General features: G+C 59.8%; 28 protein-coding genes. 20 read left to right on the forward strand and 8 right to left on the reverse strand.

Annotated elements, in window-relative coordinates; translation table 11 throughout:
* Positions 1 to 27: 27 nt before the first annotated feature.
* The gene (gene mltB, locus GH657_RS05060; protein WP_153099707.1) at positions 28 to 1,197 is read right to left on the reverse strand and encodes a lytic murein transglycosylase B; all 1,170 of its coding nucleotides are present in this window, start codon (positions 1,195 to 1,197) and stop codon (positions 28 to 30) included.
* 200 nt (positions 1,198 to 1,397) lie between these two features.
* Between mltB and GH657_RS05065 the strand changes: the two genes are divergently transcribed.
* The 7 genes from GH657_RS05065 to GH657_RS05095 all read left to right on the forward strand — a co-directional run bounded on the left by GH657_RS05065 (position 1,398) and on the right by GH657_RS05095 (position 8,938).
* Positions 1,398 to 2,321 carry a histone deacetylase family protein gene (locus GH657_RS05065; protein WP_153099708.1) on the forward strand — a complete coding sequence of 308 codons (924 nt, stop codon included), beginning with the start codon at positions 1,398 to 1,400 and terminating at the stop codon, positions 2,319 to 2,321.
* A 191-nt stretch (positions 2,322 to 2,512) separates the two neighbouring features.
* Positions 2,513 to 3,547 carry a methionine ABC transporter ATP-binding protein gene (locus GH657_RS05070; protein ID WP_153099709.1) on the forward strand — a complete coding sequence of 345 codons (1,035 nt, stop codon included), beginning with the start codon at positions 2,513 to 2,515 and terminating at the stop codon, positions 3,545 to 3,547.
* Positions 3,537 to 4,190, forward strand: a complete 654-nt coding sequence (locus GH657_RS05075) for a methionine ABC transporter permease (protein WP_153099710.1) — start codon at positions 3,537 to 3,539, stop codon at positions 4,188 to 4,190. Before GH657_RS05070 ends, GH657_RS05075 begins: the two co-directional genes overlap by 11 nt.
* A gap of 50 nt (positions 4,191 to 4,240) precedes the next feature.
* Positions 4,241 to 5,035, forward strand: a complete 795-nt coding sequence (locus GH657_RS05080) for a MetQ/NlpA family ABC transporter substrate-binding protein (protein WP_153099711.1) — start codon at positions 4,241 to 4,243, stop codon at positions 5,033 to 5,035.
* Between the two features lie 290 nt (positions 5,036 to 5,325).
* On the forward strand, positions 5,326 to 6,075 hold the full coding sequence (locus GH657_RS05085) for an electron transfer flavoprotein subunit beta/FixA family protein (protein WP_153099712.1): 750 nt from the start codon (positions 5,326 to 5,328) through the stop codon (positions 6,073 to 6,075).
* Between the two features lie 12 nt (positions 6,076 to 6,087).
* Positions 6,088 to 7,023 (forward strand): electron transfer flavoprotein subunit alpha/FixB family protein, encoded by a 936-nt coding sequence (locus GH657_RS05090; RefSeq protein ID WP_153099713.1) that lies wholly within the window; start codon positions 6,088 to 6,090, stop codon positions 7,021 to 7,023.
* A gap of 127 nt (positions 7,024 to 7,150) precedes the next feature.
* Positions 7,151 to 8,938, forward strand: a complete 1,788-nt coding sequence (locus tag GH657_RS05095) for an acyl-CoA dehydrogenase (protein WP_153099714.1) — start codon at positions 7,151 to 7,153, stop codon at positions 8,936 to 8,938.
* A gap of 83 nt (positions 8,939 to 9,021) precedes the next feature.
* Here the strand turns inward: GH657_RS05095 and GH657_RS05100 are convergent, their stop codons facing one another.
* Positions 9,022 to 10,308 carry a D-amino acid dehydrogenase gene (locus GH657_RS05100; RefSeq protein WP_153099715.1) on the reverse strand — a complete coding sequence of 429 codons (1,287 nt, stop codon included), beginning with the start codon at positions 10,306 to 10,308 and terminating at the stop codon, positions 9,022 to 9,024.
* A gap of 161 nt (positions 10,309 to 10,469) precedes the next feature.
* On the opposite strand from GH657_RS05100, the gene GH657_RS05105 reads away from it, so the two are divergent.
* Both GH657_RS05105 and GH657_RS05110 read left to right on the forward strand, forming a co-directional pair.
* Entirely contained in the window at positions 10,470 to 10,958 is a 489-nt protein-coding gene (locus GH657_RS05105) for an Lrp/AsnC ligand binding domain-containing protein (protein WP_153099716.1), read from the forward strand.
* A gap of 119 nt (positions 10,959 to 11,077) precedes the next feature.
* Positions 11,078 to 12,196 carry a PA0069 family radical SAM protein gene (locus GH657_RS05110; protein ID WP_153099717.1) on the forward strand — a complete coding sequence of 373 codons (1,119 nt, stop codon included), beginning with the start codon at positions 11,078 to 11,080 and terminating at the stop codon, positions 12,194 to 12,196.
* Positions 12,197 to 12,206: 10 nt separating this feature from the next.
* On the opposite strand, the gene GH657_RS05115 is transcribed toward GH657_RS05110, so the two are convergent.
* A complete protein-coding gene (locus GH657_RS05115; RefSeq protein WP_153099718.1) occupies positions 12,207 to 12,674 on the reverse strand; it encodes an NINE protein in 468 nt (155 codons plus the stop codon).
* Positions 12,675 to 12,954: 280 nt separating this feature from the next.
* On the opposite strand from GH657_RS05115, the gene rpsP reads away from it, so the two are divergent.
* The 6 genes from rpsP (at position 12,955) to GH657_RS05145 (ending at position 17,237) form a co-directional block, all read left to right on the forward strand.
* A complete protein-coding gene (gene rpsP, locus GH657_RS05120; RefSeq protein WP_153099719.1) occupies positions 12,955 to 13,212 on the forward strand; it encodes a 30S ribosomal protein S16 in 258 nt (85 codons plus the stop codon).
* A gap of 126 nt (positions 13,213 to 13,338) precedes the next feature.
* The gene (gene rimM, locus GH657_RS05125) at positions 13,339 to 14,037 is read left to right on the forward strand and encodes a ribosome maturation factor RimM (RefSeq protein ID WP_153099720.1); all 699 of its coding nucleotides are present in this window, start codon (positions 13,339 to 13,341) and stop codon (positions 14,035 to 14,037) included.
* Between the two features lie 25 nt (positions 14,038 to 14,062).
* The gene (gene trmD, locus GH657_RS05130; RefSeq protein WP_153099721.1) at positions 14,063 to 14,830 is read left to right on the forward strand and encodes a tRNA (guanosine(37)-N1)-methyltransferase TrmD; all 768 of its coding nucleotides are present in this window, start codon (positions 14,063 to 14,065) and stop codon (positions 14,828 to 14,830) included.
* A 148-nt stretch (positions 14,831 to 14,978) separates the two neighbouring features.
* Positions 14,979 to 15,365, forward strand: coding sequence for a 50S ribosomal protein L19 (rplS, locus tag GH657_RS05135; RefSeq protein ID WP_153099722.1), 387 nt, complete (start codon positions 14,979 to 14,981; stop codon positions 15,363 to 15,365).
* 135 nt (positions 15,366 to 15,500) lie between these two features.
* The gene (locus GH657_RS05140) at positions 15,501 to 16,202 is read left to right on the forward strand and encodes a CoA pyrophosphatase (protein ID WP_153099723.1); all 702 of its coding nucleotides are present in this window, start codon (positions 15,501 to 15,503) and stop codon (positions 16,200 to 16,202) included.
* A gap of 96 nt (positions 16,203 to 16,298) precedes the next feature.
* Positions 16,299 to 17,237: a CobD/CbiB family protein gene (locus tag GH657_RS05145; protein ID WP_153099724.1), complete on the forward strand. Its 939-nt coding sequence runs from the start codon at positions 16,299 to 16,301 to the stop codon at positions 17,235 to 17,237.
* A 27-nt stretch (positions 17,238 to 17,264) separates the two neighbouring features.
* Here the strand turns inward: GH657_RS05145 and rsgA are convergent, their stop codons facing one another.
* Both rsgA and GH657_RS05155 read right to left on the reverse strand, forming a co-directional pair.
* Entirely contained in the window at positions 17,265 to 18,164 is a 900-nt protein-coding gene (rsgA, locus tag GH657_RS05150) for a ribosome small subunit-dependent GTPase A (protein ID WP_153099725.1), read from the reverse strand.
* Entirely contained in the window at positions 18,161 to 19,423 is a 1,263-nt protein-coding gene (locus tag GH657_RS05155) for a M48 family metallopeptidase (RefSeq protein WP_153099726.1), read from the reverse strand. Before GH657_RS05155 ends, rsgA begins: the two co-directional genes overlap by 4 nt.
* Positions 19,424 to 19,700: 277 nt before the next feature.
* Between GH657_RS05155 and orn the strand changes: the two genes are divergently transcribed.
* The gene (gene orn / locus GH657_RS05160) at positions 19,701 to 20,321 is read left to right on the forward strand and encodes an oligoribonuclease (RefSeq protein WP_153099727.1); all 621 of its coding nucleotides are present in this window, start codon (positions 19,701 to 19,703) and stop codon (positions 20,319 to 20,321) included.
* A 58-nt stretch (positions 20,322 to 20,379) separates the two neighbouring features.
* Here orn and mog read toward each other — a convergent pair whose 3' ends face one another.
* Both mog and yjgA read right to left on the reverse strand, forming a co-directional pair.
* On the reverse strand, positions 20,380 to 21,042 hold the full coding sequence (gene mog, locus GH657_RS05165; protein WP_425495750.1) for a molybdopterin adenylyltransferase: 663 nt from the start codon (positions 21,040 to 21,042) through the stop codon (positions 20,380 to 20,382).
* Complete coding sequence (gene yjgA, locus GH657_RS05170) at positions 20,981 to 21,607, reverse strand: ribosome biogenesis factor YjgA (protein ID WP_281349359.1); 627 nt, start codon at positions 21,605 to 21,607, stop codon at positions 20,981 to 20,983. The genes mog and yjgA overlap by 62 nt, the downstream gene beginning before the upstream one ends.
* Positions 21,608 to 21,838: 231 nt before the next feature.
* On the opposite strand from yjgA, the gene pmbA reads away from it, so the two are divergent.
* Positions 21,839 to 23,209, forward strand: coding sequence for a metalloprotease PmbA (pmbA, locus tag GH657_RS05175; RefSeq protein ID WP_153099730.1), 1,371 nt, complete (start codon positions 21,839 to 21,841; stop codon positions 23,207 to 23,209).
* Positions 23,210 to 23,370: 161 nt separating this feature from the next.
* On the opposite strand, the gene GH657_RS05180 is transcribed toward pmbA, so the two are convergent.
* Positions 23,371 to 23,895 (reverse strand): dihydrofolate reductase, encoded by a 525-nt coding sequence (locus tag GH657_RS05180; RefSeq protein WP_153099731.1) that lies wholly within the window; start codon positions 23,893 to 23,895, stop codon positions 23,371 to 23,373.
* Positions 23,896 to 24,071: 176 nt separating this feature from the next.
* Between GH657_RS05180 and GH657_RS05185 the strand changes: the two genes are divergently transcribed.
* The 3 genes from GH657_RS05185 to GH657_RS05190 all read left to right on the forward strand — a co-directional run bounded on the left by GH657_RS05185 (position 24,072) and on the right by GH657_RS05190 (position 25,903).
* Positions 24,072 to 25,043 (forward strand): thymidylate synthase, encoded by a 972-nt coding sequence (locus tag GH657_RS05185; protein ID WP_153099732.1) that lies wholly within the window; start codon positions 24,072 to 24,074, stop codon positions 25,041 to 25,043.
* 95 nt (positions 25,044 to 25,138) lie between these two features.
* Positions 25,139 to 25,300 (forward strand): hypothetical protein, encoded by a 162-nt coding sequence (locus GH657_RS17975; RefSeq protein WP_174769878.1) that lies wholly within the window; start codon positions 25,139 to 25,141, stop codon positions 25,298 to 25,300.
* 96 nt (positions 25,301 to 25,396) lie between these two features.
* On the forward strand, positions 25,397 to 25,903 hold the full coding sequence (locus GH657_RS05190) for an acyl-CoA thioesterase (protein WP_153099733.1): 507 nt from the start codon (positions 25,397 to 25,399) through the stop codon (positions 25,901 to 25,903).
* The last annotated feature ends 41 nt before the right edge of the window (positions 25,904 to 25,944 follow it).

The following is a 25,944-nucleotide window of genomic DNA, read 5'->3' on the forward strand; positions in this document are numbered from 1 at the left end:
CCTGAGCCGTGTCGCTGCCAGAGCGTTTTATTGCATGGCGTCGGTGTCAGGAACGCTGTTTGCCTGCATTTGCTGCCGAATTTTCTCTCCCAGTTGATAAACCGCTAGCGCATAGAAGAAGCTGCGGTTATAGCGCGTGAGAACATAAAAATTTCTTAGGCCCAGCATGTACGCAGTTGGGCGGGCAGGCGTTGGCAGGTCGATCACCGTCACCGGGGTTCCCGTTTCAGCCATGAGGTCCACGCTGGGCTCGTCGAGTACGAGCCCAGCGCGCAGTAATTGCGTGAGCGGCCAGCGTGGTTCCGCCTGGCCATTGGCAGCCGCTTGTGCGATTCCCTGGCTGCCCGCGTCCTGGGCGATTTTCCATACCACGGGGCGTCCGTTTTCCCAGCCGTTTTGTTTCAGATAATTGGCGACACTGCCAATCGCATCGGCCTGGCTGCTGCGTAAGTCGATTCGGGGATTGCCGTCGTAGTTCACCGCGTATTGCACGATGCTGCTTGGCAGGAACTGTGGAATACCAATGGCGCCGGTGTACGAACCGAGCACGGTGGTGGGGTCGATCTGTGCATCGCGGGTCCACAGCAGGAAATCTTCGAGGTTCTTGCGAAAGAGTGCCTGACGCTCAGCCCGGTTCGCCGTGTTGGGGTAGTCGAAACTCAGCGTGGTCAGGGCGTCGAGCACGCGGAAGTTGCCCATGTAGCGGCCGTAAATGGTTTCGACGCCAATAATGCCCACGATGATTTCCGGCGGCACGCCGAATTCCTGATAGGCGCGCTGCAGTGTGGCCTGGTTGTCACGCCAGAACTTCACCCCCGCATTGATGCGCACCGCGTCCAGAAAACGCCTCTGATACACCTGCCAGTTTTTGATTGAGGGCGACGTTGACGGTGTTACCAGCTTGACGGCTGTCGCCGAATAACTGACCCGCGAAAACAAGGCGTGCAACGCGGCGGCATCGAAATCATAGCGCGCCGCCATCTCATTAATGAGCGCGTCCACCTGAGTACTGTTGGCGTAACGCTGCGGTACGATTTCTTCTTCGAAGGTCTGGTTGGCCGGTGTGGCGCGTTCCGGCTGGCTTTGAGCATGGGCCGGCACCGCCGTTGCGAACACGGATCCGGTGACACATAGCGCGAGAGCGATGGTCTGCAGGCGAAAACGCTTTCGTGCGGGCAGGGCAAGCTTGGCGGCCATATTTGGGGAACGGGGAGTTAGAGGCAAAGAATGGGGGGCAGTATACCCGACGCTTTCTGCCTCATGAAGGCGGTTGGCCGTGGCCGCGTTTCAACCGGCTGGCGATGTGGTAACCTGGCGCTTGCGTGCGCTGCGTCCGGGCGCGTCTGACTCTCCTGAGGCCCGGCTGGCGTCCATGCCGTGCGATCAAAGAATGGCTCATGGCAACTGGTTTTTATTCTCACGCTGACTGTTTCCTGCACGAGATGGGCGCGGATCATCCTGAATGTCCTGCGCGCTTGCAGGCCATTGAAGACCAGCTGATTGCCAGCCGCATCGATGCGCTGATCGAGCGCGAAACATCGCCGCTGGCCGATGAAGCCGCGTTGCTGCGCGTGCATACCCAGGCCCATGTCGATTACCTCCGCAGTCATGCCCCGGTTAGCGGTTATGCCCGCATCGATTCCGATACCCAAATGAATCCCGATACATGGCGCGCCGCGCTGCGTGCTGCCGGGGCGGCGCTGGCTGCGACGGACGCCGTGTTGGCCGGCCGCTTCGATAACGCGTTTTGCAGCGTGCGCCCGCCTGGGCATCACGCCGAGCCTGCCCGGGCGATGGGTTTTTGTTTTTTCAATAACGTGGCTCTTGCTGCGCGCCATGCGCTCGAAGTCCACCGTTTGCAACGCGTGGCGATCATTGATTTCGATGTGCACCACGGCAATGGCACCGAGGCCGCGTTTGCGGATGAGCCTCGCGTGCTGATGTGCGGTTTTTTCCAGCACCCGTTCTATCCGTTTACTGGCGCCGATAACCAGGCGCCCAATATGGTCAATATCCCGCTTGCGGCTCGCACCAAGGGTATGGCAATGCGCGAAGCGGCTCATTTGATGTGGTTGCCGCGCCTGCAGGCGTTCAGGCCTGAAATGATCTTTATTTCGGCGGGGTTCGATGCGCACCGCGAGGATGATCTGGGCAACATGGGTCTTGTTGAGGACGATTTCATCTGGCTTACGGAGCAGGTGTGCCAGATTGCCCGGCGTTATGCCGCAGGCCGGATCGTGAGCTGTCTTGAGGGCGGCTATAACCTGTCGGCGCTGGGGCGATGCGTGGTGGCGCATGTGCGCACGCTCGCGGGTTTGTGAGGAGCGGCATGGCGGTGCGTGAGTGAGTGAGCTGTTTATGCTTTCGGGTTATTAAAAGATGGTTAACGATTATTAAAGGGCATGACGGGGCTGCGGTAGAATCCGCTCACTCAAATTCCAGGTTAAGAAACAGCGGCCGTTTGCCGAAGCGCTAACGATGCGCATTGGCCGGGCCGCCTTTGCGTTTTTTCATGATTGAACTAAAAAATATCTCCCAGCGTTTTGCTGGACCCCGGGGTTGGGTCGAAGCACTACATAACGTCAACCTGACGATTCCGCCGGGCGAAGTGTTCGGCATCATCGGGCGCAGCGGGGCGGGAAAAAGTACGCTCGTGCGCACCATCAACCTGCTGACGCGGCCAACCGAAGGCAATGTCGTGGTGCATGGCCGCGACCTGACGCTGCTTGCAGCCGGGCCATTGCGCGAAGCGCGCCGCGAGATCGGCATGATCTTCCAGCATTTCAACTTGCTGTCATCGCGCACGGTGTTTGACAACGTCGCATTACCACTCGAACTGGCGGGGCTCAAGCGTGCTGAAATTAAAGCCGTTGTGCTGCCGCTGCTTGATCTGGTGGGCTTGTCGGCGCAAAAAGACCGCTATCCGGCGCACATCAGCGGCGGGCAAAAGCAGCGTGTCGGCATTGCGCGGGCGCTGGCGAGTAAGCCCAAAGTGTTGCTTTCCGATGAAGCGACCTCCGCGCTCGATCCCGAAACGACACGTGCCATTCTGGACTTGCTGCGGCAAATCAACCGTGAGCTGGGGCTCACGGTGGTGCTGATTACCCATCAGATGGATGTCGTCAAGCAGGTGTGCGATCGCGTCGCGGTGCTGGATGCGGGCCGGGTGGTGGAGCAGGGGCCGGTGATCGACGTGTTCCTGCAGCCGCACCACGAAGTCACGCGTGCATTGATCGGCGATGTAATCGCACAGGAGCTGCCGCCCGCGTTAAAGGCCCGTGTGGCCGAGCGCCTGAAGACAGGCAGTGGTCATTTGCTGCGTCTGGCGTTCATTGGCTCGGGCGTGGACCAGCCGATTCTCTCCGAAACGATTCGCCGCTACGAGCTGGATTTCAACATCCTGCACGGCCAGATCGATGAGATTCAGGGGCAGGCGTTCGGTTCGCTCGCGGTGCTGGCGAACGGCGAGCCCGTGAAGGTGGCGCAGGCCCTGGCGTATATGCGGCAACAGGGTGTCGTGGTTGAGGAGCTTTCGTATGTTGAGTGAAATGTTCGGCATGTTCGTCCAGTCATTCTGGGAAACCCTCGTAATGGTGGGGGTTTCCGGGGTGATTGGCACGCTGGTCGGTTTGCCGCTTGGCGTACTGCTGTATCTGACCGATCGTCAGGGCGTGCTGCAAAATATCGCGTTGAACCGGACGATTGGCATCGTGGTCAATGCCGTGCGCTCGACCCCCTTCATTATTTTGCTGGTCGCGGTGATTCCCTTTACCCGGCTCGTTGTCGGCTCCTCTATCGGTACGATGGCGGCAGTTGTGCCGTTGACCATCGCCGCCGCGCCCTTCGTTGCGCGTCTGGTCGAAACCGCCTTGCGCGAAGTAGACCGGGGTCTGATTGAAGCCGCTCAAGCCATGGGGGCCACCACACGCCAGATTGTGTTCAAGGTGCTGCTGCCCGAATCCTGGCCTGGCGTGGTTGCGGGATTGACGATCACTTTTGTTTCGCTCGTTGGCTATTCGGCGATGGCGGGTGCGATAGGCGGTGGAGGGCTCGGCGACCTCGGTATCCGCTATGGCTATCAGCGCTTTTTGCCGGAGGTCATGCTGGCTGTCGTCGTGATTCTGATTGTGTTCGTGCAACTGGTGCAGTCGTTAGGCGACTGGCTCGTGCGTCGCCTGAGCCATAAATAAAACAGGGTGGGCCGCGAGGTCTGTTTGCTATGCATTTAAAAGGGTCTGTCATGCAACGTCGTCTGATGCTCAAACTGGCGGCACTCGCAAGTGCCTCGTTGCTGTTCATGAATGCGGCCCAGGCGGGTGAAACCATCAGGGTCGGCGTCACGGCCGGCCCGCACGCGCAATTGATGGAAGTCGCCAAAGAAGTCGCTGCCCGGCACGGCCTGACCATCAAGCTTGTCGAGTTCTCCGATTACGTGCAGCCGAATGCGGCGCTCGCCAGTGGTGAGCTCGATGCCAACAGCTACCAGCACGCCCCCTATTTGCAGGCGCAAGTGAAGGATCGTGGCTATAAGCTGATCAAAATTGCCGACACGGTGATCTTCCCGATGGGTATTTATTCGGCGAAAGTGAAATCGCTGGCCGCGTTGCCCGAGGGCGCGAAGATTGCCGTGCCGAACGATCCCACCAACGGTGGCCGCGCTTTGATGCTGCTGCAAAAAAAGGGGCTGCTGAAGCTGCGCCCCGAAGCGGGCCTGAAGGCGACGCCGCTGGATATTGTGAGCAACCCGAAAAAATTCAAAATCATCGAGCTGGATGCCGCACAAGTGCCGCGTGTGCTGGCGGATGTCGATGCCGCAGCGATCAACACCAACTTTGCCATGCAGGCGGGCCTGATGCCTCAGCAAGATGCTATTGGGCTTGAAGACATCAAAGCCCCGTACACCAATATCCTCGTGATCCGGGCCTCGGATCGCAACGAGCCGTGGGTGGCTAAACTGGTCGCGGCTTATCACTCGCCGGAAATGAAGAAATACATCGACAGCAAATTCGGTGGCGCCGTGATTGCCGCCTGGTAATTGCGTGGCGGGCGGTTATGCTGGCCTGGTGCCCGCCGTGTGCCCGCCGCACAGAATTCTCCCGTTAGAAGTGCGTGTCAGCAATCGGGGCTAGTTCCCCGATTTTTTTGTGATTAAAATCGCACGATCGTTCGCTATTCTTGCTGCGATATCTGGCAATCGGGCCTCGGGCTGAGGCCCGATTGCCAGATATCGCAGCGTCCAGCACCTGGTGTAGAGGCGGTTGCCGCGTCAAGGCTATCGCTATAAAGTGCGCTAGGTTGACGTATTCGTAACTTTGGAGCGTGTGCATGAAAATCCTGGTGCCAGTCAAACGAGTGGTCGATTACAACGTCAAGGTTCGGGTGAAATCGGACGGTACGGGCGTTGATATTGCGAATGTGAAGATGTCGATGAATCCCTTCGACGAAATCGCGGTGGAAGAAGCCGTGCGTCTGAAGGAAGCGGGTATAGCGACTGAGGTGATTGTGGTGTCGGTGGGCGTGGCACAGGCGCAGGAAACGTTGCGCACGGCGCTGGCTATTGGTGCTGACCGGGCCGTCCTGATTGAATCGAACGAAGACGTGCAGCCGCTGGCCGTCGCCAAGCTGCTCAAGGCGCTGATGGACAAGGAGCAGCCGCAACTGGTCATTCTCGGCAAGCAGGCGATCGACGACGATTCGAACCAGACCGGCCAGATGCTCGCGGCACTCGCAGGCTTGCCCCAGGCCACGTTTGCCTCAAAGGTCGTGGTGGCCGATGGCCGGGTGGCTGTTGCGCGCGAAATCGATGGCGGTTCTGAAACGCTGTCGTTGTCATTGCCCGCGGTGATCACCACCGATCTGCGTTTGAACGAGCCTCGTTACGTGACGCTACCCAACATCATGAAAGCGAAGAAAAAGCCGCTGGAAACGCTCAAGCCGGAAGACCTCGGTGTCGATGTCAGCCCCCGTCTGAAAACCCTGAAAGTCGTCGAGCCGCCCAAGCGCAGCGCGGGCGTCAAGGTGCCGGATGTGAAGACGCTGGTCGAGAAGCTGAAAACCGAAGCCAAGGTGCTGTAAGGGAGAGACGACATGACAATTCTGGTCATTGCAGAACACGACAACGCAACAATCAAGGCGGCGACGCTCAACACGGTCGCCGCGGCACAAAAAATCGGCGGCGACATTCATCTGCTGGTTGCCGGGCACAACGTTTCGGGCGTGGCTGAACAGGCCGCGAAAATCGCCGGTGTGACCCAGGTGCTGCTGGCCGATGCGCCGCAGCTGGCAGCCGGGCTGGCGGAAAACGTCGGGGCAACCGTATTGGCGATCGCGCGAAATTACTCGCATATCCTGGCCCCAGCCACCGCTTACGGCAAAAACATCACACCGCGCATCGCCGCACTGCTCGATGTGGCGCAAATCAGCGACATCACCGCAGTCGTTTCGGCGGATACCTTCGAGCGCCCAATTTACGCGGGCAATGCGATGGCGACAGTGCAGTCGCAGGACCCCATCAAGGTCGTCACGGTGCGTGCCACTGGTTTTGATCCGGTTGCCGCCACGGGCGGCAGCGCAGCGGTGGTGACGATTGACGCGGCGGCTGATCAGGGCCTCTCGCAGTTCGTGAGCCGGGAGGTGACCAAGCTGGAGCGGCCTGAACTGACTTCGGCGCAGATCATCGTGTCGGGCGGACGGGGGCTCGGTAGCGGCGAGAATTACACCCGCGTGCTCGAGCCTTTGGCTGACAAGCTGGGCGCGGCGCTCGGCGCATCGCGCGCCGCCGTTGACGCGGGTTATGTGCCCAATGATTATCAGGTGGGCCAGACCGGCAAGATCGTCGCGCCGCAGCTTTATGTGGCGGTTGGCATTTCGGGTGCGATCCAGCACCTCGCCGGGATGAAAGATTCCAAGGTCATCGTGGCGATCAATAAAGATCCGGAAGCGCCGATTTTCTCAGTGGCCGATTATGGCCTGGTGGGTGATCTGTTCGAGGTCATTCCTGCGCTCGTCAACGAGCTGGGCTGATTAACGCTACCTGACACGCAAGCCATTTGCGTCACTGACGTTTTTGGCGATACACAAAAGGGTGCCGGACCTGCTTGTCTGGCACCCTTTTTTATGATTCGTAGCCAAAGGCTGGAGGAGAACCGACATGTATCACGCACCTGTCAAGGACATGCTGTTTGTGATGAAAGAGCTGGCTGGCCTCGAACAGATCGCGGCGCTGCCGGGTTTCGAAGAGGCCAATGCCGATACTGTTCAAGCGGTGCTTGAAGAGGCGGCCAAACTGTGTGGCGAAGTGCTGGCGCCACTGAATGCCGAAGGGGACCGTCATCCCAGCTACTGGCGCGATGGCGTGGTGCATGCCACACCGGGTTTTGGCGAGGCGTTTCGCCAGTTCGCGCAAGGTGGCTGGCAAGGCGTTCAGCATCCGGCTGCCTACGCGGGACAAGGCTTGCCCAAGCTAGTCGCCACGCCCTGCATCGAAATGCTGAATGCGTCGAACCTGTCTTTCGCGCTCTGTCCGATACTGACGGATGGCGCGATTGAAGCGTTGCTGACCGCCGGCACCGAAGCACAAAAGCAGATGTATGTCCCCAGGCTGATTTCCGGCGAGTGGACGGGCACGATGAATTTGACCGAGCCGCAAGCCGGATCGGATCTGGCGCAGGTGCGCAGCCGCGCTGAGCCACAAGGCGATGGCTCTTATCGTCTTTTTGGCACGAAGATTTTTATCACCTGGGGGGAGCACGACATGGCGCAGAACATCGTCCATCTCGTGCTGGCGCGCACGCCGGGTGCGCCGGAAGGCGTGAAAGGCCTCTCGCTTTTTATCGTGCCGAAGTTTCTGCTGAACGCGGATGGCACGCTGGGCGAGCGCAACGATGTGCAGTGCGTCTCGCTTGAGCACAAGCTGGGCATCAAGGCGAGCCCAACCGCCGTCTTGCAGTTTGGCGACCATGGCGGTGCCGTGGGCTATCGGATCGGTGACGAAAACCGTGGCCTTGAATACATGTTCATCATGATGAATGCCGCGCGTTTTGCCGTGGGCATGCAAGGCGTGGGCATTTCAGACCGCGCCTGCCAGAAGGCCGTGGCCTATGCGAAGGAGCGGGTGCAAAGCCGTCCCGTCGATGGTTCGGCGAAAGAACCGGTGCCCATCATTCACCACCCTGATGTCCGGCGCATGCTGGCAACGATGCGCGCGCTGACCGAGGCATCACGTGCGCTGGCTTATGTCGCGGCGGCGCATTGCGATCTGGCGCATGCGCATCCGGATGAGGCGGCGCGTGTGCGCCATCAGGCGATCTACGAGTTTCTGGTGCCGGTGGTGAAAGGCTGGAGCACCGAGTTGTCGCTGGAGGTGACGAGTCTTGGCGTGCAGGTTCACGGCGGCATGGGGTTTATTGAAGAGACCGGTGCCGCGCAGTATTACCGTGACGCGCGCATTTTGCCGATCTACGAAGGCACGACCGCGATTCAGGCGAATGACCTGATCGGGCGCAAAACCGTGCGCGATGGCGGTGCCGTGGCGCAGACGCTCCTCGATGAGATTGCTCGCACGCTGGCGGCGCTTGAGACGCAGCCCGGCACGGCGTTTGCCTCCATGCATCTTCATTTGAGCCAGGGGCATCAGGCGCTGGCCAACGTCGTGGCATTTGTGCTGGAGAACGCCCGGCGCGATCCGAATGCGGTGTTCGCGGGCAGCGTGCCTTATCTGAAGCTGGCGGGTATCGTGCTGGGTGGCTGGCAGATGGCGCGGGCATTGCTGGTCGCGGCTGAAAAACACGCGACTGATCCCTCGTTTTATGGCGCCAAGACCGCCACGGCGCAGTTTTTTGCGGAACATATCTTGCCGCAGGCGGTCGCGCTCGAAGTCTCGATTGTCAGCGCGCGAGGGGGCGAAGGTATCCTGGCGTTGTCGGCGGACCAGTTCTAGCTAGCGGTGGTTGCACCGGCGAGAAAAAGCCGCGTTCTGTGTATGAACGACACAGAACGCGGCTTTTTTGCTGCTGCGCGTGTTTAAGCGAAAGCGGGTAGAGACGTGCCGCTGGCTTCACGCGAATAACGATGCACGGAGAGATCATCCGCGCGAATGGCCGGTTGCTTGCCCGACATCAGATCGGCCAGCAACTGGCCTGAGCCGCACGACATGGTCCAGCCGAGCGTGCCATGGCCCGTATTCAAAAAGAGATTCGGGATCGGCGTGCGTCCGACGATCGGCGTGCCATCGGGTGTCATGGGGCGAAGACCGGTCCAGAAGCTCGCCTGCGAAGTATCGCCGCCGCCGGGAAACAGATCGTTCACACACATTTCGAGTGTTTCGCGGCGCGCGCGCTTGAGCGTTTTGTCGAAGCCTACGATCTCCGCCATGCCGCCGACGCGAATCCGGTTATCGAAGCGGGTGATGGCGATTTTGTAGGTCTCGTCCAGCACAGTCGAAACCGGGGCTGCGGCGGTATCGATGATCGGCGCGGTTAGCGAATAGCCTTTAAGTGGATAAACCGGAATCCTGATGGCATGCGCGAGGAGTGGGGTGGAGTACGAGCCGAGCGCGACGACATAAGCATCCGCCTGAACCATTTCGGCGCCGCATTGCACGCCCGTGATGCGGCCACCGCTTAGCGCCAGCGCATCGATGGGCGTGTCATAGCGGAAGGTGACGCCAAGCGCTTCGGCCAGCGTAGCGAGACGTTGGGTGAAAATCTGGCAGTCGCCGGTTTCGTCACCGGGCAGACGCAGCCCGCCCGTCAACTTGTGCGAGATCGCGCCCATGGCGGGTTCGACGCGAGCCAGATCGGCGGGCATCAGGAGTTCATAGGGAACGTTGGCGTCTTGCAGAACGGCGATGTCTTTGGCGGCGCCATCAAGCTGCTGCTGGGTGCGAAAAACCTGGAGCGTCCCGCCGGTGCGGTCTTCGTACTGAATGCCGGTATCGGCGCGCAGGGCTTGAAAGCAATCGCGGCTGTATTCCGCCAGCCGGACCATGCGGCCCTTGTTGGTCACATAGCGCGCGGTGGTGCAGTTTTGCAGCATCTGCCACATCCAGCGCAACTGAAACTGCGTGCCGTCCAGCCGGATGGCGAGCGGCGCGTGTTTTTCGAACATCCATTTGATGGCTTTGAGCGGTATACCGGGCGCAGCCCAGGGCGCGGCATAGCCGGGAGAGATTTGCCCGGCGTTGGCAAAACTGGTTTCGAGGGCCGGGCCACGCTCACGGTCGATTACCGTGACTTCATGGCCTTCGCGGGCGAGATAATACGCGCTGGTGACGCCAATGACGCCACTGCCCAGAACGACGATACGCATAACGGCTCCGAAAGAATCAAAGGGCGAATCGCGCTGGAAGCAGTTTGACTTTCAGATGACGGATTCAGATGGCCAGGCGCTATGTACCCAGTTTTTTGCCTATGATATTTTGCTTGAGACAGTTTTTGTTATTGTATTTTTGAGTTTTTCAGGAGGAAATCATGCGTATACAACGCCAGTCAGTTCGCGCGCTGGACAAGCTCGATCGCAGGATTCTGATGCTACTGCAGCAAGACGGCCGCATGGCGATGAAAGATCTCGCTGAACAGGTTGGGCTTTCGGTGACGCCCTGTATCGAGCGGGTCAGGCGCATGGAACGCGATGGGGTGATTGTCGGTTATTACGCACGGGTCAATCCGGGCGAGCTAGGCGCGGCGCTGCTGGTATTCGTTGAGATTACGCTCGACCACAAGAATGGCAATATGTTTGACCAGTTTCGCCGTGAGGTGCAGAAGATTCCGGAGGTGCTTGAGTGTCATCTGGTATCGGGCGATTTTGATTATCTGATCAAGGCGCGGATTGGCGAGATGGCGGATTACCGCAAGCTGCTCGGCGACATTTTGCTGCAACTGCCGGGGGCGGTGCAGTCGAAGAGCTATGTGGTGATGGAAGAGGTCAAGGAAACGCTGGTTATTGCGTTTGACGATTAGTTGGGGGGGGCATCCTGGCCGGCTCGCTATCGTCATGGCGGGCAGCGGCAGCAAGCAGTTTGAACGGTCGAAATACTGTATATTTGCACAGTATTTCGACCGTTCAAACCAGGTGCCCCGTGACCCATTCCATCCCCGAGTTTCCCATTGCCCCTCCTGCACCACGCAAGGGCCGTGGAGCCATCACCAATGTGCAGGGGCGCTACGAAGTGGACCAGCGCGATGCGATCGACGATGGCTGGGCCACTGCACTGGCGGAGGCTCCGCCCATGCTGCGCACCGAGGTCTTCGAGGAGCAGGCAAAAAGCATTCTGACGCGCAACACGTCACCCGATATCCCTTTTAACGTGTCGCTCAATCCCTATCGGGGGTGCGAACACGGTTGTATTTATTGTTTTGCCAGGCCAACGCATAGCTATCTTGGGTTATCGCCGGGGCTGGATTTTGAAAGCCGCATCTATGCCAAGACGAATGCGCCATTCCTGTTGCGGCGTGAGCTGTCAAAACTCGCTTATGAGGTTGAGCCCATCGCGCTGGGCGTGAATACCGACGCCTGGCAGCCCGCGGAACGCGAACTGGGCCTGACCCGGCGGGTCATCGAAGTGTTGGCGGAGTTTCAGCATCCGTTCGCGGCCATCACCAAATCGTCGCTGATCGAACGCGATCTCGACCTGCTGGCGCCCATGGCGGCGCGCAAGCAGGTCATGGCAGCGATCACCCTCACCACGCTCGATCCTGATATTGCACGCACGCTTGAGCCACGTGCAGCCGCACCGGCACGCAGGCTGCGCACCATCCGTACGCTGAGCGACGCGGGGGTGCCGGTTGGGGTCAGCATCGCACCGGTTATTCCCTTTATCACCGAGCCCGATATTGAACGGGTGCTGGAGGCCTGCGCAGTGGCTGGGGCGGTTCACGCCAGCTATATTGTGTTGCGCTTGCCATGGGAAGTTGCGCCGCTATTCCAGGACTGGCTGAGCGCACATTTTCCGGATCGTGCGGAGCGCGTGATGAACCGTGTGCGCGATATGCGGGGCGGCAAAAATTACGATGCTTCGTTTGCCAGCAGGATGAAGGGCGACGGGCTGTGGGCAGACCTGCTGCGACAGCGTTTCCGCCAGGCGGTGCGCCGTTTCGGTTTGAACGAACGGACGCACGGGATACTCGATATGTCGCAGTTTCAGCGCTCCCGGGCGGCGCATGCCGCACGTATCCAGACGCAACTGCCGCTGTTTTGAGAGCGGGCAATTATTGAGATAGCGTTTTGGCGGCTTGAATCTGGGCTTCGAAATAGGTCTGAAACGACAGTGCGAGGCCTGTCATCAGCAAAAATGCGCCGATCAGCAAAGAAAAGATGACGATGAAAATCACGGTCCAGCCGGAGTGGCTGCGGCGCTGGGTGTTGGCGTTGAACTGCGCATCCCATTTCTGGTCGGGGCGTAGCCCATAAACAATCGCGGCGAGAAAGGCGGCCAGTAGCGAGACGGCGCCTGCAAACGCCAGCACCCAGCCTGTGATGGAGCTTCGTTCGGTTGCCACGAGCAGCATGAACCCCGGAATACCGATGAGTGTGCCCAGCAGGTGTGCCCAGCCCGCCCAGTCACGCGGTCCATATAGATAGAAGCGATGCGCGCCCAGGCTGCCAAAAAAGAAAGCTAAAGCAGCGGCGAGCGTTTTGGATTTGAACCGGGAGGTTTGCGTTACAGGGGTTGTCATGTAGGCGTAGGCCGCAGGGTTGAAGGTGGGAAATCGTCCGCAGGCATTTTACGCGCTCAGGCACCTCGCTGAACACAGCTTTCCCTTGGTGTCCGGGCTTTCGCTGTGTCCGCCCTGGGGCTGTGGTCGTTGTTTTCCGGGCGCTCTTTTTTCGGTATGACAATTCAGGCGGCACCGGGTTGACGGAGTTTTCAATGGGTAAGCGTTTGTTATGGCTTTGGTTTCAGGCTATAATCGCGCGTTTCAGTGGTTCCGAACCCCGGTTTTCAAGGATTCTAGTATGGTCATCATTCGCTTGGCTCGTGGCGGCTCGAAGAAGCGCCCTTTTTTCAATATCGTCGCAACTGATTCACGCAGCCGTCGTGACGGCCGCTTCATCGAGCGCATTGGGTTTTACAACCCGGTCGCCACGAAGGGTGAAGCACTGCGTATCGCCCAGGATCGCCTGACGTACTGGCAAGGTGTTGGCGCGCAACTGTCGTCGACCGTTCAGCGTCTCGTCAAGGAAGCACAAAAGGCACAACCGGCCGCAGCCTGATGTGGGCCTGGCTGTGGGCCCGGCTGCTTCAGTCGCGGGTCTCGTTGACCCGGGTTTGTTATGGCGTTCGTTCTGGCCGGGTAAATTATTCGCGGCTTGATACGCTGGCAAGTCTGGGGGCGGTTTATGGCAACGCATGATTCGGGTTCTGGTGATGCTGGGCGTGCCAAAGCTTCGTTTGGCGCGTTTGCACGCAAGCCCGGCAAACCCGTTGAACCCGTTGAACCCGTCTGCGCGAATAAAAAAGCGGCTCATTGGCCGCTGCAAGGCGAGTCCGCCGAAAGCTGGCCTGCCGATGCCATTGAAGTTGGCGTGATCGTCGATGCCTATGGCCTTAAGGGCTGGGTTAAGGTTGCCGCTCATGCCGGTGCCGGGCGCGGTGGGGATGCCTTGCTTGGCGCGCCGCGCTGGTGGCTGCTGAAAGATCACGAGCGGCGCTCAGCTGGGGCACAGGGCGCGAAAACCCATGGCGATAGTGTCGTTGCAGCGCTGGATGGCGTGGCTGATCGTGACGCGGCGCTCAGCTTGCGCGGCTCACGGGTATACCTTTGCCGCAGTGATTTTCCTGCACTTGATGCCGGTGAGTTTTACTGGGTTGATCTGCTTGGTCTCGAGGTTGTGAGCGAGGCAGGTGTTGCGCTCGGAAAGGTTGCCAGCATGATCGACAACGGGGCGCATTCGGTTTTGCGCATCGAATATCCGGTCAGTGGCAAGGATGGCAAGCCCGCAATGGGTGAGCGGTTAATTCCGTTCGTCGGTGTGTATGTCAAGACGGTGGACCAGGCGGCGAAACGGATTACCGTTGACTGGGAAGCAGACTATTAAATGATGCGTAGAGCGGGGGCGGGCGATGCAGTTTGATGTTGTGACGCTCTTTCCCGAGATGTTTCGCGCGCTGACGGACTGGGGTATTACCAGCCGCGCGGCGAAACAGGCGCGTTATGGCTTGCGCACCTGGAATCCGCGCGATTTCACGACTGACAGCTATCGCACCATTGACGATCGCCCCTATGGCGGTGGCCCCGGCATGGTCATGCTGGCGCGACCGCTGGAAGACGCAATTGGCGCGGCGCGGCGGGCTCAGGAGCAACAGGGTATCAACGGCTCGCGCGTGCTGATGATGTCGCCGCAAGGTACGACACTTAATCACGGCAAGGTGATGCAACTGGCGCAGATGCCGGGCCTGATTTTGCTGTGCGGCCGTTATGAAGCGATTGATCAGCGCCTGATTGACCGTTGTGTCGACGAAGAAATCAGTCTGGGTGATTTTGTGCTGTCAGGTGGCGAGTTACCCGCGATGGCGTTAATGGATTCTGTCGTGCGCCAGTTGCCAGGTGTGCTCAACGATGCGCAATCGGCGGTGCAGGATAGCTTTGTCGCAGGGCTGCTGGATTGTCCGCATTACACGCGTCCAGAAGATTACGACGGTGTGCGGGTGCCAGATGTACTGCTCGGCGGTCATCATGCCGAGATCGAAAAATGGCGTCGGCGTGAAGCATTGCGTAATACGTTGTACAAGCGGCCTGAACTGATCGAACAGGCCAGAATCAGCAAGATGTTAAGCCGTGCCGATGAGGCATGGCTTGCGAGTCTCATGAAGGACATGCCCGAGGCCTGAGGCTGCGGGCGCATGCTACATGAGACACAGGCGGTGCCGGCCATGCGTGGACGGTGCCAGATGTGAACCCATCCTCTATCGGGGCCGTCGCCACGCGTTGCACGCAAGGCAGGTACGAACGCCGACAAGATGGCTTTAGGAGTCAGTGATGAATCTGATTGCAATACTTGAGCAGGAAGAAATCGAGCGCGCGCTCGCTGGCAAAACCATCCCCGACTTCGCTCCTGGCGATACGGTGATTGTCAACGTGAACGTGGTTGAAGGTACGCGCAAGCGTGTTCAGGCTTACGAAGGCGTCGTGATCGCCAAACGTAACCGTGGGCTGAATTCATCGTTTATCGTTCGCAAGATTTCTTCGGGCGAAGGCGTTGAGCGGACGTTCCAGACGTACTCGCCGATTCTGGCCAGCATCGTTGTGAAGCGTCGCGGTGACGTGCGTCGTGCCAAGCTGTACTACTTGCGTGAGCGTTCGGGCAAGTCGGCCCGGATCAAGGAAAAGCTGGTGTTGAAAGACCGTTCAGCTTCCCAGGCGTAAAAGCTTCAACAAAAAAGCACCCGTTCCGGGTGCTTTTTTGTTGGTACGTCACAATCGTGTCATCGTGTCATCGTGTGACCGGGGATTAACCGCCCCCATATATTGCCCCGCTTTTTGTCCGTTTCGAGAATGCCATTGATTCGTCCTGTTTTCGAACCCGAAGCCTTGCCCGTCGAATCGGCGGGCCATGGTTTGCCGCGAGTGGCGCCGCGCCGTTTGTCACCCGATGGCTTGCGCGAGCGTTTCAGACAGTCGCTGCCATGGACGTCGGAGCCCGTGGACGTTCGTGCTCGTGAGCATACTGACCCTCGCGTGGCCGCCGTGCTGATTCCTCTCGTCGTGCGCGCCGAAGGCTTGAGCGTGCTCCTGACCCAGCGTGCCGATCATCTGCACGATCATGCGGGCCAGGTCAGCTTCCCAGGTGGGCGTCGTGAGCCATCGGACGAGAGCGCGGTTGCTACGGCATTGCGCGAGGCTGAGGAAGAGGTGGGCCTCGATCCGAAACAGGTCGAAGTGCTCGGTGCGTTGCCGGATTATTTGACGGGTACCGGTTTTCTGGTGACGCCAGTCGTGGGCCTGGTCCATACGCCGTTTTCACTCGAAGCCGACAGGCTTGAAGTGGCAGAAATTTTCGAAGTACCGCTGGCCTTTTTGATGAATCCCGATCATCACGAAGTGCGTGTGCTGCGTTGGAAAGGGGGCGAGCGGCGTTTCTTTGCGATGCCATATCCGCGCCATCCGCGCCATGAAGCGGTGCCTCACACGGGCGGCACGTATTTCATCTGGGGAGCCACCGCGAGCATGCTGCGCAATCTCTACCGTTTTTTAGCGGCTTGAGTTGCACTTGCCTCGGCGCTTGTCAACAGCTTTGGCTTGGCCCCTGTGCTATCGTTCTGGATCATTCGTCTAACCCCGAATCACACGGCGCATCGCATGACTTTCTTCTCCGTATTGCTGGCTCTCATCCTCGAACAGATGCGTGCGTTGTCGCCAGGCAATCTGGTGTCCGCACTGCTGCAATATCACGCTCAATGGGCTGCGCAAGGGTTCGACGCGGGCAAGCAAAAGCATGGCGTGCTGGCCTGGCTCGTCGTCGTCGTGCCCTGGACCTTCGCTGTCGCACTGGTTTATTACGCGCTGCATCACATCAACTTCGCGCTCGCCTTTCTCTGGAATATCGCCGTGGTTTATTTCACGCTTGGTTTCCGCCAGTTCAGCCACTATTTCACCGACATTCATCTCGCGCTCAATAACGACGATATGCCCCGTGCGCGCGAAATTCTGCATGAGTGGACTGGGCTCGATACCGTGGATATGCCTGTTAGCGAAATCGTGCGGTTGACCCTGATTCATGCCGTGGTGGCTTCGCACCGGCATGTATTTGGCGTGTTTTTCTGGTTTATCGTGCCGTTTGGTCCAGCCGGCGCGGTGCTGTACCGGATCGCCGAATATCTTTCGCGGCAGTGGTCCCAGCCGGGCGCTGAGCGTACCGAGGCCTTTTCCAGTTTTGCGCAGCGCGCTTTTTTTGTGATCGACTGGGTTCCTGCGCGCTTGACCGCATTGGGTTTTGCAATCGTGGGCAATTTCGAAGACGCGATTTACGCCTGGCGCAATCATGCCCACCAGTGGCCAGATGCAAACGATGGCGTATTGCTTGCCGCCGGCAGCGGCGCGCTGGGCGCACGGCTCAGTGGTCCGCTGGCCGAGCCATCGAGTCTCGACGCGTTATCCGCCGGTGATAGCGGTTTGGTTCAGGTGGGTGACGACTGCACGCCACGCACGTTGCAGTCGGCTGTGGGGCTGGTGTGGCGCGCGGTCATTCTGTGGATGCTCTTGCTGCTGATGCTGACCATCGCGGTGTGGCTTGCCTGAGCCTTTGCATAAACGCTTCAATCTTCCTTAACGAACAATCTGGCTGGTCTCATGCACCAGTTGCGCGTAGAGCGCATGCCGCTCGCGCGTGATTTTCCCTTGCGCGACGGCTTCCAGAATCGCGCAGCCAGGCTCATGCAAGTGATGGCAGTTATAGAAGCGGCAGTGTGCGAGAAGCGGACGAAACTCCGGAAACGCGCGCTCCAGCCGTCCCTCTGTCAGATGATGCAGGCCGAACTCCTGAAAGCCGGGCGAATCGATGAGCGCGCCGCCTTGTTCCAGCGGGTACAGCCGGGTGAACGTGGTGGTGTGGCGGCCACTATTTAACGCGGTGGAAATTTCACGTGTGGCGACTTCGGCATCGGGGATGATCAGGTTCACGAGCGTTGATTTGCCCATGCCCGATTGTCCGAGCAGTAACGTGGCCTGCCCATGCAGATGTTGGGCCAAAGCCGCGCGCGCCTGCTCAGGCTGCGTTTTGATGGAGAGTTCCAGCACGGTATAGCCCAGCGCCGAATAACGCGCGAGGCGTGTTCGGGCGCGGGCCAGCTCGGCCTCGACATCGGTTTTGTTCAGGACGATCAGGGGTTTGAGTTCATTGGCTTCGGCTGCAACCAGGGCGCGCCCAAGCAGGTCTTCGCTGAAATGCGGCTCGGTGGCCAGCACGATCAGCAACTGGTCGAGGTTCGCGGCGAAGAGCTTCGATTTATATTGGTCGGAACGATAGAGCAGGTTGCGGCGCTCGCCGATAGCGACAATCACGCCCTGGTTGGCTGAGGCGAGTTCGTACGTGACCTGGTCTCCCACGGCGACTTCGCTGCGTTTGCCGCGCGGAAAGCATTGCAGCATGGCACTGCCGTCTTCCGGTGCGACCAGATAGTGCCGGCCATGTGCCGCAATCACCCGTCCGTGCAAGTGGGCGCTCATGCGAGGGGCCGTTGCAGACGCTCGATCCGCTGTGCCGCAGGCGGATGCGAATAATAGAACGCGGTATAGAGCGGGTCAGGCGTGAGGGTCGAGGCATTGTCTTCGTAGAGTTTGACGAGTGCGTTCACGAGGTCCTGGGTATCGGTTTGGGTGGCGGCGAACGCATCGGCTTCGAATTCATGCTTGCGCGAACTGAGGCTGCCAAGCGGCGTGACGAAAAACAGAAAAACCGGCGCAACAAGAAAAAACAATACAAGCGCGAGACCGTTGTTGCCGCCGATCAACGAGGGCCGCACGCCGAGCCCTTCGTAGAACCACACGCACTGCGACAGCCAGCCGAGCAGCGCGAGCAGAACCAGACTGAGTGCGAACGTGACAGCCATCCGCTTGATGACGTGGCGCCGTTTGAAGTGCCCGAGTTCATGGGCTAAAACGGCTTCGATCTCGGAGCCGTTTAGGCGGGCGAGCAGGGTATCGAAAAAGACAATGCGCCGCGCGGCGCCAAAGCCCGTGAAATACGCATTGCCGTGCGCCGAGCGGCGGCTGCCATCCATGACAAAGAGCCCCTTGGCGGCAAAACCGCAGCGCTGCATGAGCGCTTCGATACGGCTTTTCAGCGCGTCGTCCTGGAGGGGTTCGAACTTGTTGAAGAGTGGCGCGATGAGTGTGGGGTAGAGCACCAGCACGAGCATCTGGAACGCGACCCAGACCACCCATGTCCATAGCCACCACAGGCTGCCTGCCTGATTCATGAGCCAGAGCACCGCGAACAGCAGCGGCAGTCCGAGTGCCACGCCTAGCATCAGGCCTTTCACGCGATCGGCGCAGAAAATGCCACGACTCATCCGGTTAAAACCGAAGCGCGCTTCGATGACAAACTGACGGTAATACTCGAAGGGCAGATCGATGACGCTGAGCAGCGCGATGACGGCGGCGACCAGTGCGATTTGTCCGGCGTAGTCGCGGCCCAGCCAGTCGCTGAAGGCCAGATCGAGTGTCTGGATGCCACCGAGTAGTGTCAGGCCAATCAGTACCGCCGAGCTCACAATGATCTCAACCATCGCCAGCCGGGTGCGGGCGATGGTGTAATCGGCGGCGCGCTGGTGGGCGCTCAAGGGGATGGCATTGCTGAACTGGGCCGGCACTTCGGCGCGATGCGCCGCGACAAAGCGGATTTGCCGCGTGGCGAGCCAAAGTTTGACGAGTGTCATGGCCAGAACGGCGGCGGTGAACAGAACGGTGAAGTACAGGGTAGGCATCCAGAGATCCATGGTAACTATGCGAGAATTATAGGTTTGTTCTTGTTGCCTGGTGCGGCAGCCGGTTCATGTGGCGCGTATGTACTGACCAGCGCACCGACCGGCGCACCGACCGGCGCGGCAGCGGGTGTATGGGTATTGTGGATGTGCGCCAATTGGCATTAATAGGCATTAATTGGTACTAGCCGCATCATTTCCGCATTGCATTTTTATTTCACCGGTATCGCGCAGCCTGGCGGGGCCTCCATGCCGGACCACATCCAGGGCTTGTCTTCTCATGACTGAAACTTCTGTAACTCCGACCTCGTTACCGCTCGTGCGCAGCGAGATGAATCTTGTCTGGCTCGATATGGAAATGACAGGGCTTGATCCCGATCACGACCGCATCATCGAAATTGCCGTGGTCGTCACGAACTCGGCGCTGGACCGCCTTGTTGAAGGTCCCGTGCTCGCTATCCACCAAAGCGCCGAGACGCTCGCCAGAATGGACCAGTGGAACCAGAACACCCATGGCCGCTCAGGTCTGATCGCGCGGGTGCAGGCTTCAATGGTGAGCGAGGCCGACGCGATCGAATGCATCCGCGAGTTTCTCGGGGAGTATGTGCCGCCTGGCAAATCTCCCATGTGCGGCAATTCGATTTGTCAGGATCGCCGTTTCATGGCGCGCTGGATGCCGGAGCTGGAGCGCTTTTTTCACTATCGCAATCTCGACGTGAGCACCTTGAAAGAGCTTTGCCGCCGCTGGCAGCCTGGTATTTACAAGGGCTTCCAGAAGCGCGCGATGCATACCGCGCTGGCCGATATTCACGAATCCATTGATGAACTGAAATACTACCGCGAGCATTTTTTGCTCCCAGCGGCGCGGGTTTCTCCGGATGCCGCAGCGGGCAGTGCGTAAGCGCCGCGTCTGACACGCGGCACGGCTTATGTGCCATGAGCCGTGCCGCGGATGAGGCTCAGGAGGATGCCCGTTGCGCGCTTTTAGGCCGGAATGCCGTGACAACCGCCGCATGCGTGGTGACATAAGGGCCGCCGATCAGGTCGATGCAGTAAGGTACCGCCGGGAAAATGCCGGGCACCTGTAGTGCGCCACTTGCCTCGCGCAGTCCTTCGAGCGTTTCGCGGATCGCTTTCGGCTGTCCGGGCAAGTTGATAATCAGTGCGGCGTGCCCCGGTGTCTCGCGGATCACCGCGACCTGACGCGACAAGATAGCGGTTGGCACGAAATTCAGGCTGATCTGCCGCATCTGCTCGCCGAATCCCGGCATCTCTTTCGTCCCCACCGCGAGCGTTGCCTCCGGTGTGACATCGCGCCGGGCCGGGCCGGTGCCGCCGGTTGTCAGCACGAGGTCGCAACCCGCCGTATCGACGAGTTCGATTAGCGTGGCTGAAATAACCGCCGCATCGTCCTCTATCAACCGGGTTTCCGCCCGCCACGGCGAGGCGAGCGCGCTATCCAGCCATGAGATCAGCGCCGGAATGCCCTGATCGTCATAGACCCCCTTACTGGCACGGTCGCTGACCGAGACCAGGCCAATGACGATTTCATCGGGATGCCTAAGGCTGGGTGTCGGGCTGGGTGTCGGTGTCGTCATGCGCGTCCTCGGGGTTGTTGTCATCAGAGGCATGGGCGTCGTGATCATCCGCATGCTTGATCCACTGGAACAGCTCGCGGTAATAACGTGGGGGCTTGCCTTGCAGGGTTTCCCGGCGCGTATTGCGGATTAGCATGCGGCCTTCCTGCGGATCCACGCCAGGATGCTGGCGAATGAAATCGGTGAGGGCGGTGTCGTCGGCCAGCAGTTTGTCGCGCGTGCGCTCGATCCAGTGCAGCCGGGCTGTTTCCGCCTTGTTGACGCCGCGCTGCGTATCGAGCGCGAGCCGCAACGCGGCGGTTTCGTCATCGAGCAGTGTGCGCATGACGCGGCCGACATACTGAACCTGGCGGCGCCGGCCTTCGTGATCGGTGATGCGTCGTGCTTCGCGCACGGCATCGTCGAGTTTTTCTGGCATCGGCATGCGTTTCAATGCGTCTTTGGGCAGCGCGATCAGCGCTTCGCCGAGCGCTTGAAGGGCATGCATGTCGCGCTTTAACTGCGATTTGCTGGGACGGTCGTAACCGTTATCGTCTTCTTCGTTGACGACAGCGGTTTCCATGGGCTGGATGCGGGTTTTGCGTGTCATGGGCGGCATTGTAACCGCGCTAATCGCGTGGTCCGCACTTCAGGGCTCATCGCGCCTGCATCGTCAAATCATGGATGCCCCTACGTGGACCTTGCTATGATCGCGGGACGTAACGCGGCGTCGTGAAGAACCGGCGCGCATATCAGGCACATACCAGGCCCACACCAGGTCCACACCAGGCGGGCTTCGGCTTTCGAATCCAAAGGCAATACAGGACAGGACGGCACGACAATGGCTGCACACAAGGACGTCAAACAACGGTTTTTCCCGCATACGCAAGATGAACTGAAGGAAATTGCTTCGGACATCCTGCGCCACGCGAAGTCGCTGGGCGCGACGGATGCCGCGACCGAAATTTCCGAAGGCGATGGTCTGTCGGTTTCCGTCCGGCGCGCTGAGGTTGAAACAATCGAACACAACCGCGACAAGATGGTGGGCGTCACCGTTTTCATCGGCAACAAGCGCGGCAATGCGAGCACTTCTGATTTTTCGCCCGCGGCGCTCAGGGACACGGTCGCGGCGGCCTACAACATCGCCCGCTTTACCGCCGAGGATGACTGTGCCGGGCTGGCTGAAAGCGAACTGCTCGAAACTGCGCCGCGCGATCTCGATCTGTACCAGCCATGGAACCTGGACGCTGACGAAGCGGCCGATATTGCCCGCCGCGCTGAAGACGCGGCGTTCGCTACTGATCCCCGTATCCGCAATTCGGAAGGCGCGAGCGTGTCGGCGCAGCATTCGCAATTTGTGCTGGCGACCTCGCGCGGTTTTCTCGCGGGTTATCCGTATTCGCGGCATTACATCGCGTGTGCGCCGATCGCGGGAGCGGGGCGCAACATGCAGCGCGATGACTGGTACACCTCCAAACGCAGCGCGGCCGAGCTGGCGGCACCCGAAGCCGTGGGCCGCTATGCCGCAGAGCGTGCGCTGGCCCGGCTGGGCGCGCGTGGGCTCGATACGCGCAAGGTGCCTGTGCTGTTCGAGGCGCCGCTGGCTGCTGGCCTGCTGGGCGCTTTCGTGCAGGCAGTGAGCGGTGGTGCGCTCTATCGCAAGACTTCGTTCCTGGTCGACAGCCTGGGCAAACCGGTGTTCGCTCCGCATGTGCAAGTGGTCGAGGACCCGCATGTGCCGCGCGCCATGGGCAGCGCGCCTTTCGATGAAGAAGGCGTGTGCACGCAGCGGCGCTCGGTTGTGAAAGACGGTGTGGTGGAAGGCTATTTTCTGTCGACGTATTCGGCCCGCAAGCTGGGCATGCCGACCACGGGTAACGCGGGCGGCTCGCATAACCTGTCGTTCGTGAGTTCCCTGACACGCGCGGAAGACGATTTTGCCGCGATGCTGAAAAAGCTTGGCACGGGCTTGTTGCTGACGGAGCTCATGGGGCAGGGCGTCAATTACGTGACCGGCGATTATTCGCGTGGCGCATCGGGCTTCTGGGTCGAGAACGGCAAGATCCAGTATCCGGTCGAGGAAATCACCGTGGCCAGCACGCTGCAGGAGATGTTCGGACATATCGTGGCGATCGGTGCGGATACGCTGGTGCGTGGCACGAAGCAAACGGGCTCGGTGCTGATCGAACAGATGACGATCGCGGGGCAGTAAGGTGGGGCAGGCGCGGTTTGCCGCGCGCACTTGAGCGCGCGGCAAAGTAACAAAGTGAACCCGCCACGGAAGCGTATAGCTTGTATTCCGTGGCTTTTTTTATGGGCGCGAGGTGAGCGTTGCGACTGAAGCGGCTGATGTGGCTGAGTATTGAATAGCCGCTAATAGCCGCCAGGGTGCTCGCCAGGTGTTTGCCGTTCGTAAGTGACGAAGGCGTAATCGAAATCGTTGGGTGCGTGCGCCCGATGCGTTTCGTGAGCGGCTTCTTTCCAGTGGACAGGATCTGGGGCGGGGAAAGTCGCATCGCCTTCGAAATCGGCCGAGATCTCGGTGATGATCAGCTTGTCAGCGTAGCGCATGCCTTCGGCGTACAGTTGCGCGCCGCCGATCAGAAAGGCTTCCGGCGCCTGATCCTGGGCAGCAAGCGTGAGCGCTTCGGCAAGGCTGGTGGCGACATCGCAGTTGGGAAAGCGTCGCGCGGCATCGCGCGTGACGACAATATTGCGCCGTCCTGGTAGCGCGCGGCCGATGGATTCATGCGTTTTGCGGCCCATGATGATCGGCGCGCCCATCGTTGTGCGCTTGAAGAACGCGAGGTCTTCGGGAAGCCGCCAGGGCAACTGGTTGTCACGGCCGATCACGCCATTGCGGGCGCGAGCGACGATCAGGGTCAGCGTGGTCGTCATCAGAAGAAGAATGAATGGGAGCGCGGCGATTCTACCTGATGCGATGTTTCGCGCCGGTGCTTGCCGTGAGAGGGATGCCATCAGGGGCTTTCGCGCGACCGCAGGCCACGCTTGCTAGAATCGCGGATTGTTGTTCAATCGCCACTGGCGCTGTGCGCCTGGCCGAAGGGATCCGCATGAAACAGTACCTTGACCTCGTTCGCACGATTCTCGAAACCGGCACATGGCAGGAGAACCGCACAGGCATTCGCACCATCAGCTTGCCTGGGGCGATGCTGCGCTTCGATCTGCAGCAGGGTTTTCCGGCGGTGACGACGAAAAAACTCGCATTTAAATCAGCGGTGGGCGAGCTCGTGGGGTTTTTGCGCGCATCGCGCAGTGCGGCGGAGTTTCGCGCGCTCGGTTGCAAGGTTTGGGATGCCAATGCCAATGACAATCCACAGTGGCTGGCGAATCCTTATCGCAGCGGGCCCGATGATCTGGGTGACGTGTACGGGGTGCAATGGCGTCAATGGCCGGCTTACAAGGTGCTCGCCGCCGATGCCCACGCCCAGCTCGCGGATGCCATGGCGCGTGGCTTTCAGCAGGTCACCCGGTTCGAGGAGAACGGCCAGCCCAAGGTGCTGCTGTACAAGGCCATCGATCAACTGCGGCAATGCCTCGACACCATCATGAAGAACCCGGCTGACCGGCGCATTCTGTTTCATGCATGGAACCCGGCCGTGCTCGATCAGATCGCCTTGCCCGCATGTCATTTGCTGTATCAGTTCTTGCCGAATGTCGCGCGCCGCGAAATTTCGTTATGCCTTTATATTCGCAGCAACGATGTCGGCCTTGGCACGCCCTTCAACCTGACCGAAGGCGCGGCGCTGCTGCAACTGGTGGGGCGCTTGACGGGCTATACGCCACGCTGGTTCACTTATTTCATTGGTGATGCGCACATCTACGAGAACCAGCTCGACATGCTGCAGCAGCAACTGACGCGCGAGCCTTATGAGAGCCCGCGCTGCGTGATCGCCGAGCGGGTGCCCGATTACGCGCGCACTGGGGTCTATGAGCCAGAGTGGCTGGAAAAAATCGAACCAGCGGATTTTTCGCTAGAAGGCTACCAGCATCATCCGCCGCTCAGCGCGCCGATGGCGGTCTGATAGCGGTCTGATGGCGCTCTCGTGGTGCTCTCGTGGTGCTCTGATAGGGCGCCGCCGCGAGCCTCATTCATCAATGTGTTTCAGGAAGCCTGAAGATGAAATCAGTTTGTACAGTTTTCGCGCTGGCGTTGGTGGCCTGGCTGTGTAGTGCCTGTGTGCAAGGTGGGACAGGCACTTCGAGTTCGGTGCGCTCAACCGGCGCTAGCGGCATCACGCTGTACGGCACGATTGACGAAGGTGTGACCTGGCACAAATAAGCCGGGAATCTTCCGTAGTGCGTCGCGTGTGGCGCCCAGGCTGCGCCCATATAATCGGCCGTTGTGGCCTATTTGCTGGCTGGAGCCGGAGTCAAAATGAATCTTCCTGAGATTGCCGCGATGGACCGCTCCGAGACCGTCTTCCGCTTTCTCGCCGAGCCGAGTTCCGTCAACTTTGGCGGCAAGGTACACGGCGGAGCGCTCATGAAGTGGATTGACGAGACCGCTTACGCCTGTTCCGCTGTCTGGTCCGGACGCTATTGCGTCACGGTGAGCGTGGGCAATATCCGTTTTCGCCGCCCGGTTCTGGTGGGCAATCTTGTCGAATTGCGCGCGCGGATTGTCAACACGGGACGCACCAGCATGCATATTCATGTATCCGTGCATGCCGGTGACCCGAAAGGCGGAGAACTTTTGCAAACCACCGATTGTCTGGTGGTGATGGTGGCGGTGAATGAGAATGGACAGCCCGTACCGGTACCGTCATTCGTGCCCGAAACCGATGAACAAAAACGCCTTGCCCAATACGCCATGGAAGTGAGGGCCGCGCTCGACGCGATTGTCGATCTCAAGCCCGAAGAGGTAACGAAAGGCCGGGTGTGAGTGCCGGTGTGCATGCGGGTCTGTCTGCGGGTCTACCTGCG

The organism is Paraburkholderia hayleyella (assembly GCF_009455685.1).
In the GTDB taxonomy this organism is placed as follows: Bacteria; Pseudomonadota; Gammaproteobacteria; order Burkholderiales; family Burkholderiaceae; genus Paraburkholderia; species Paraburkholderia hayleyella.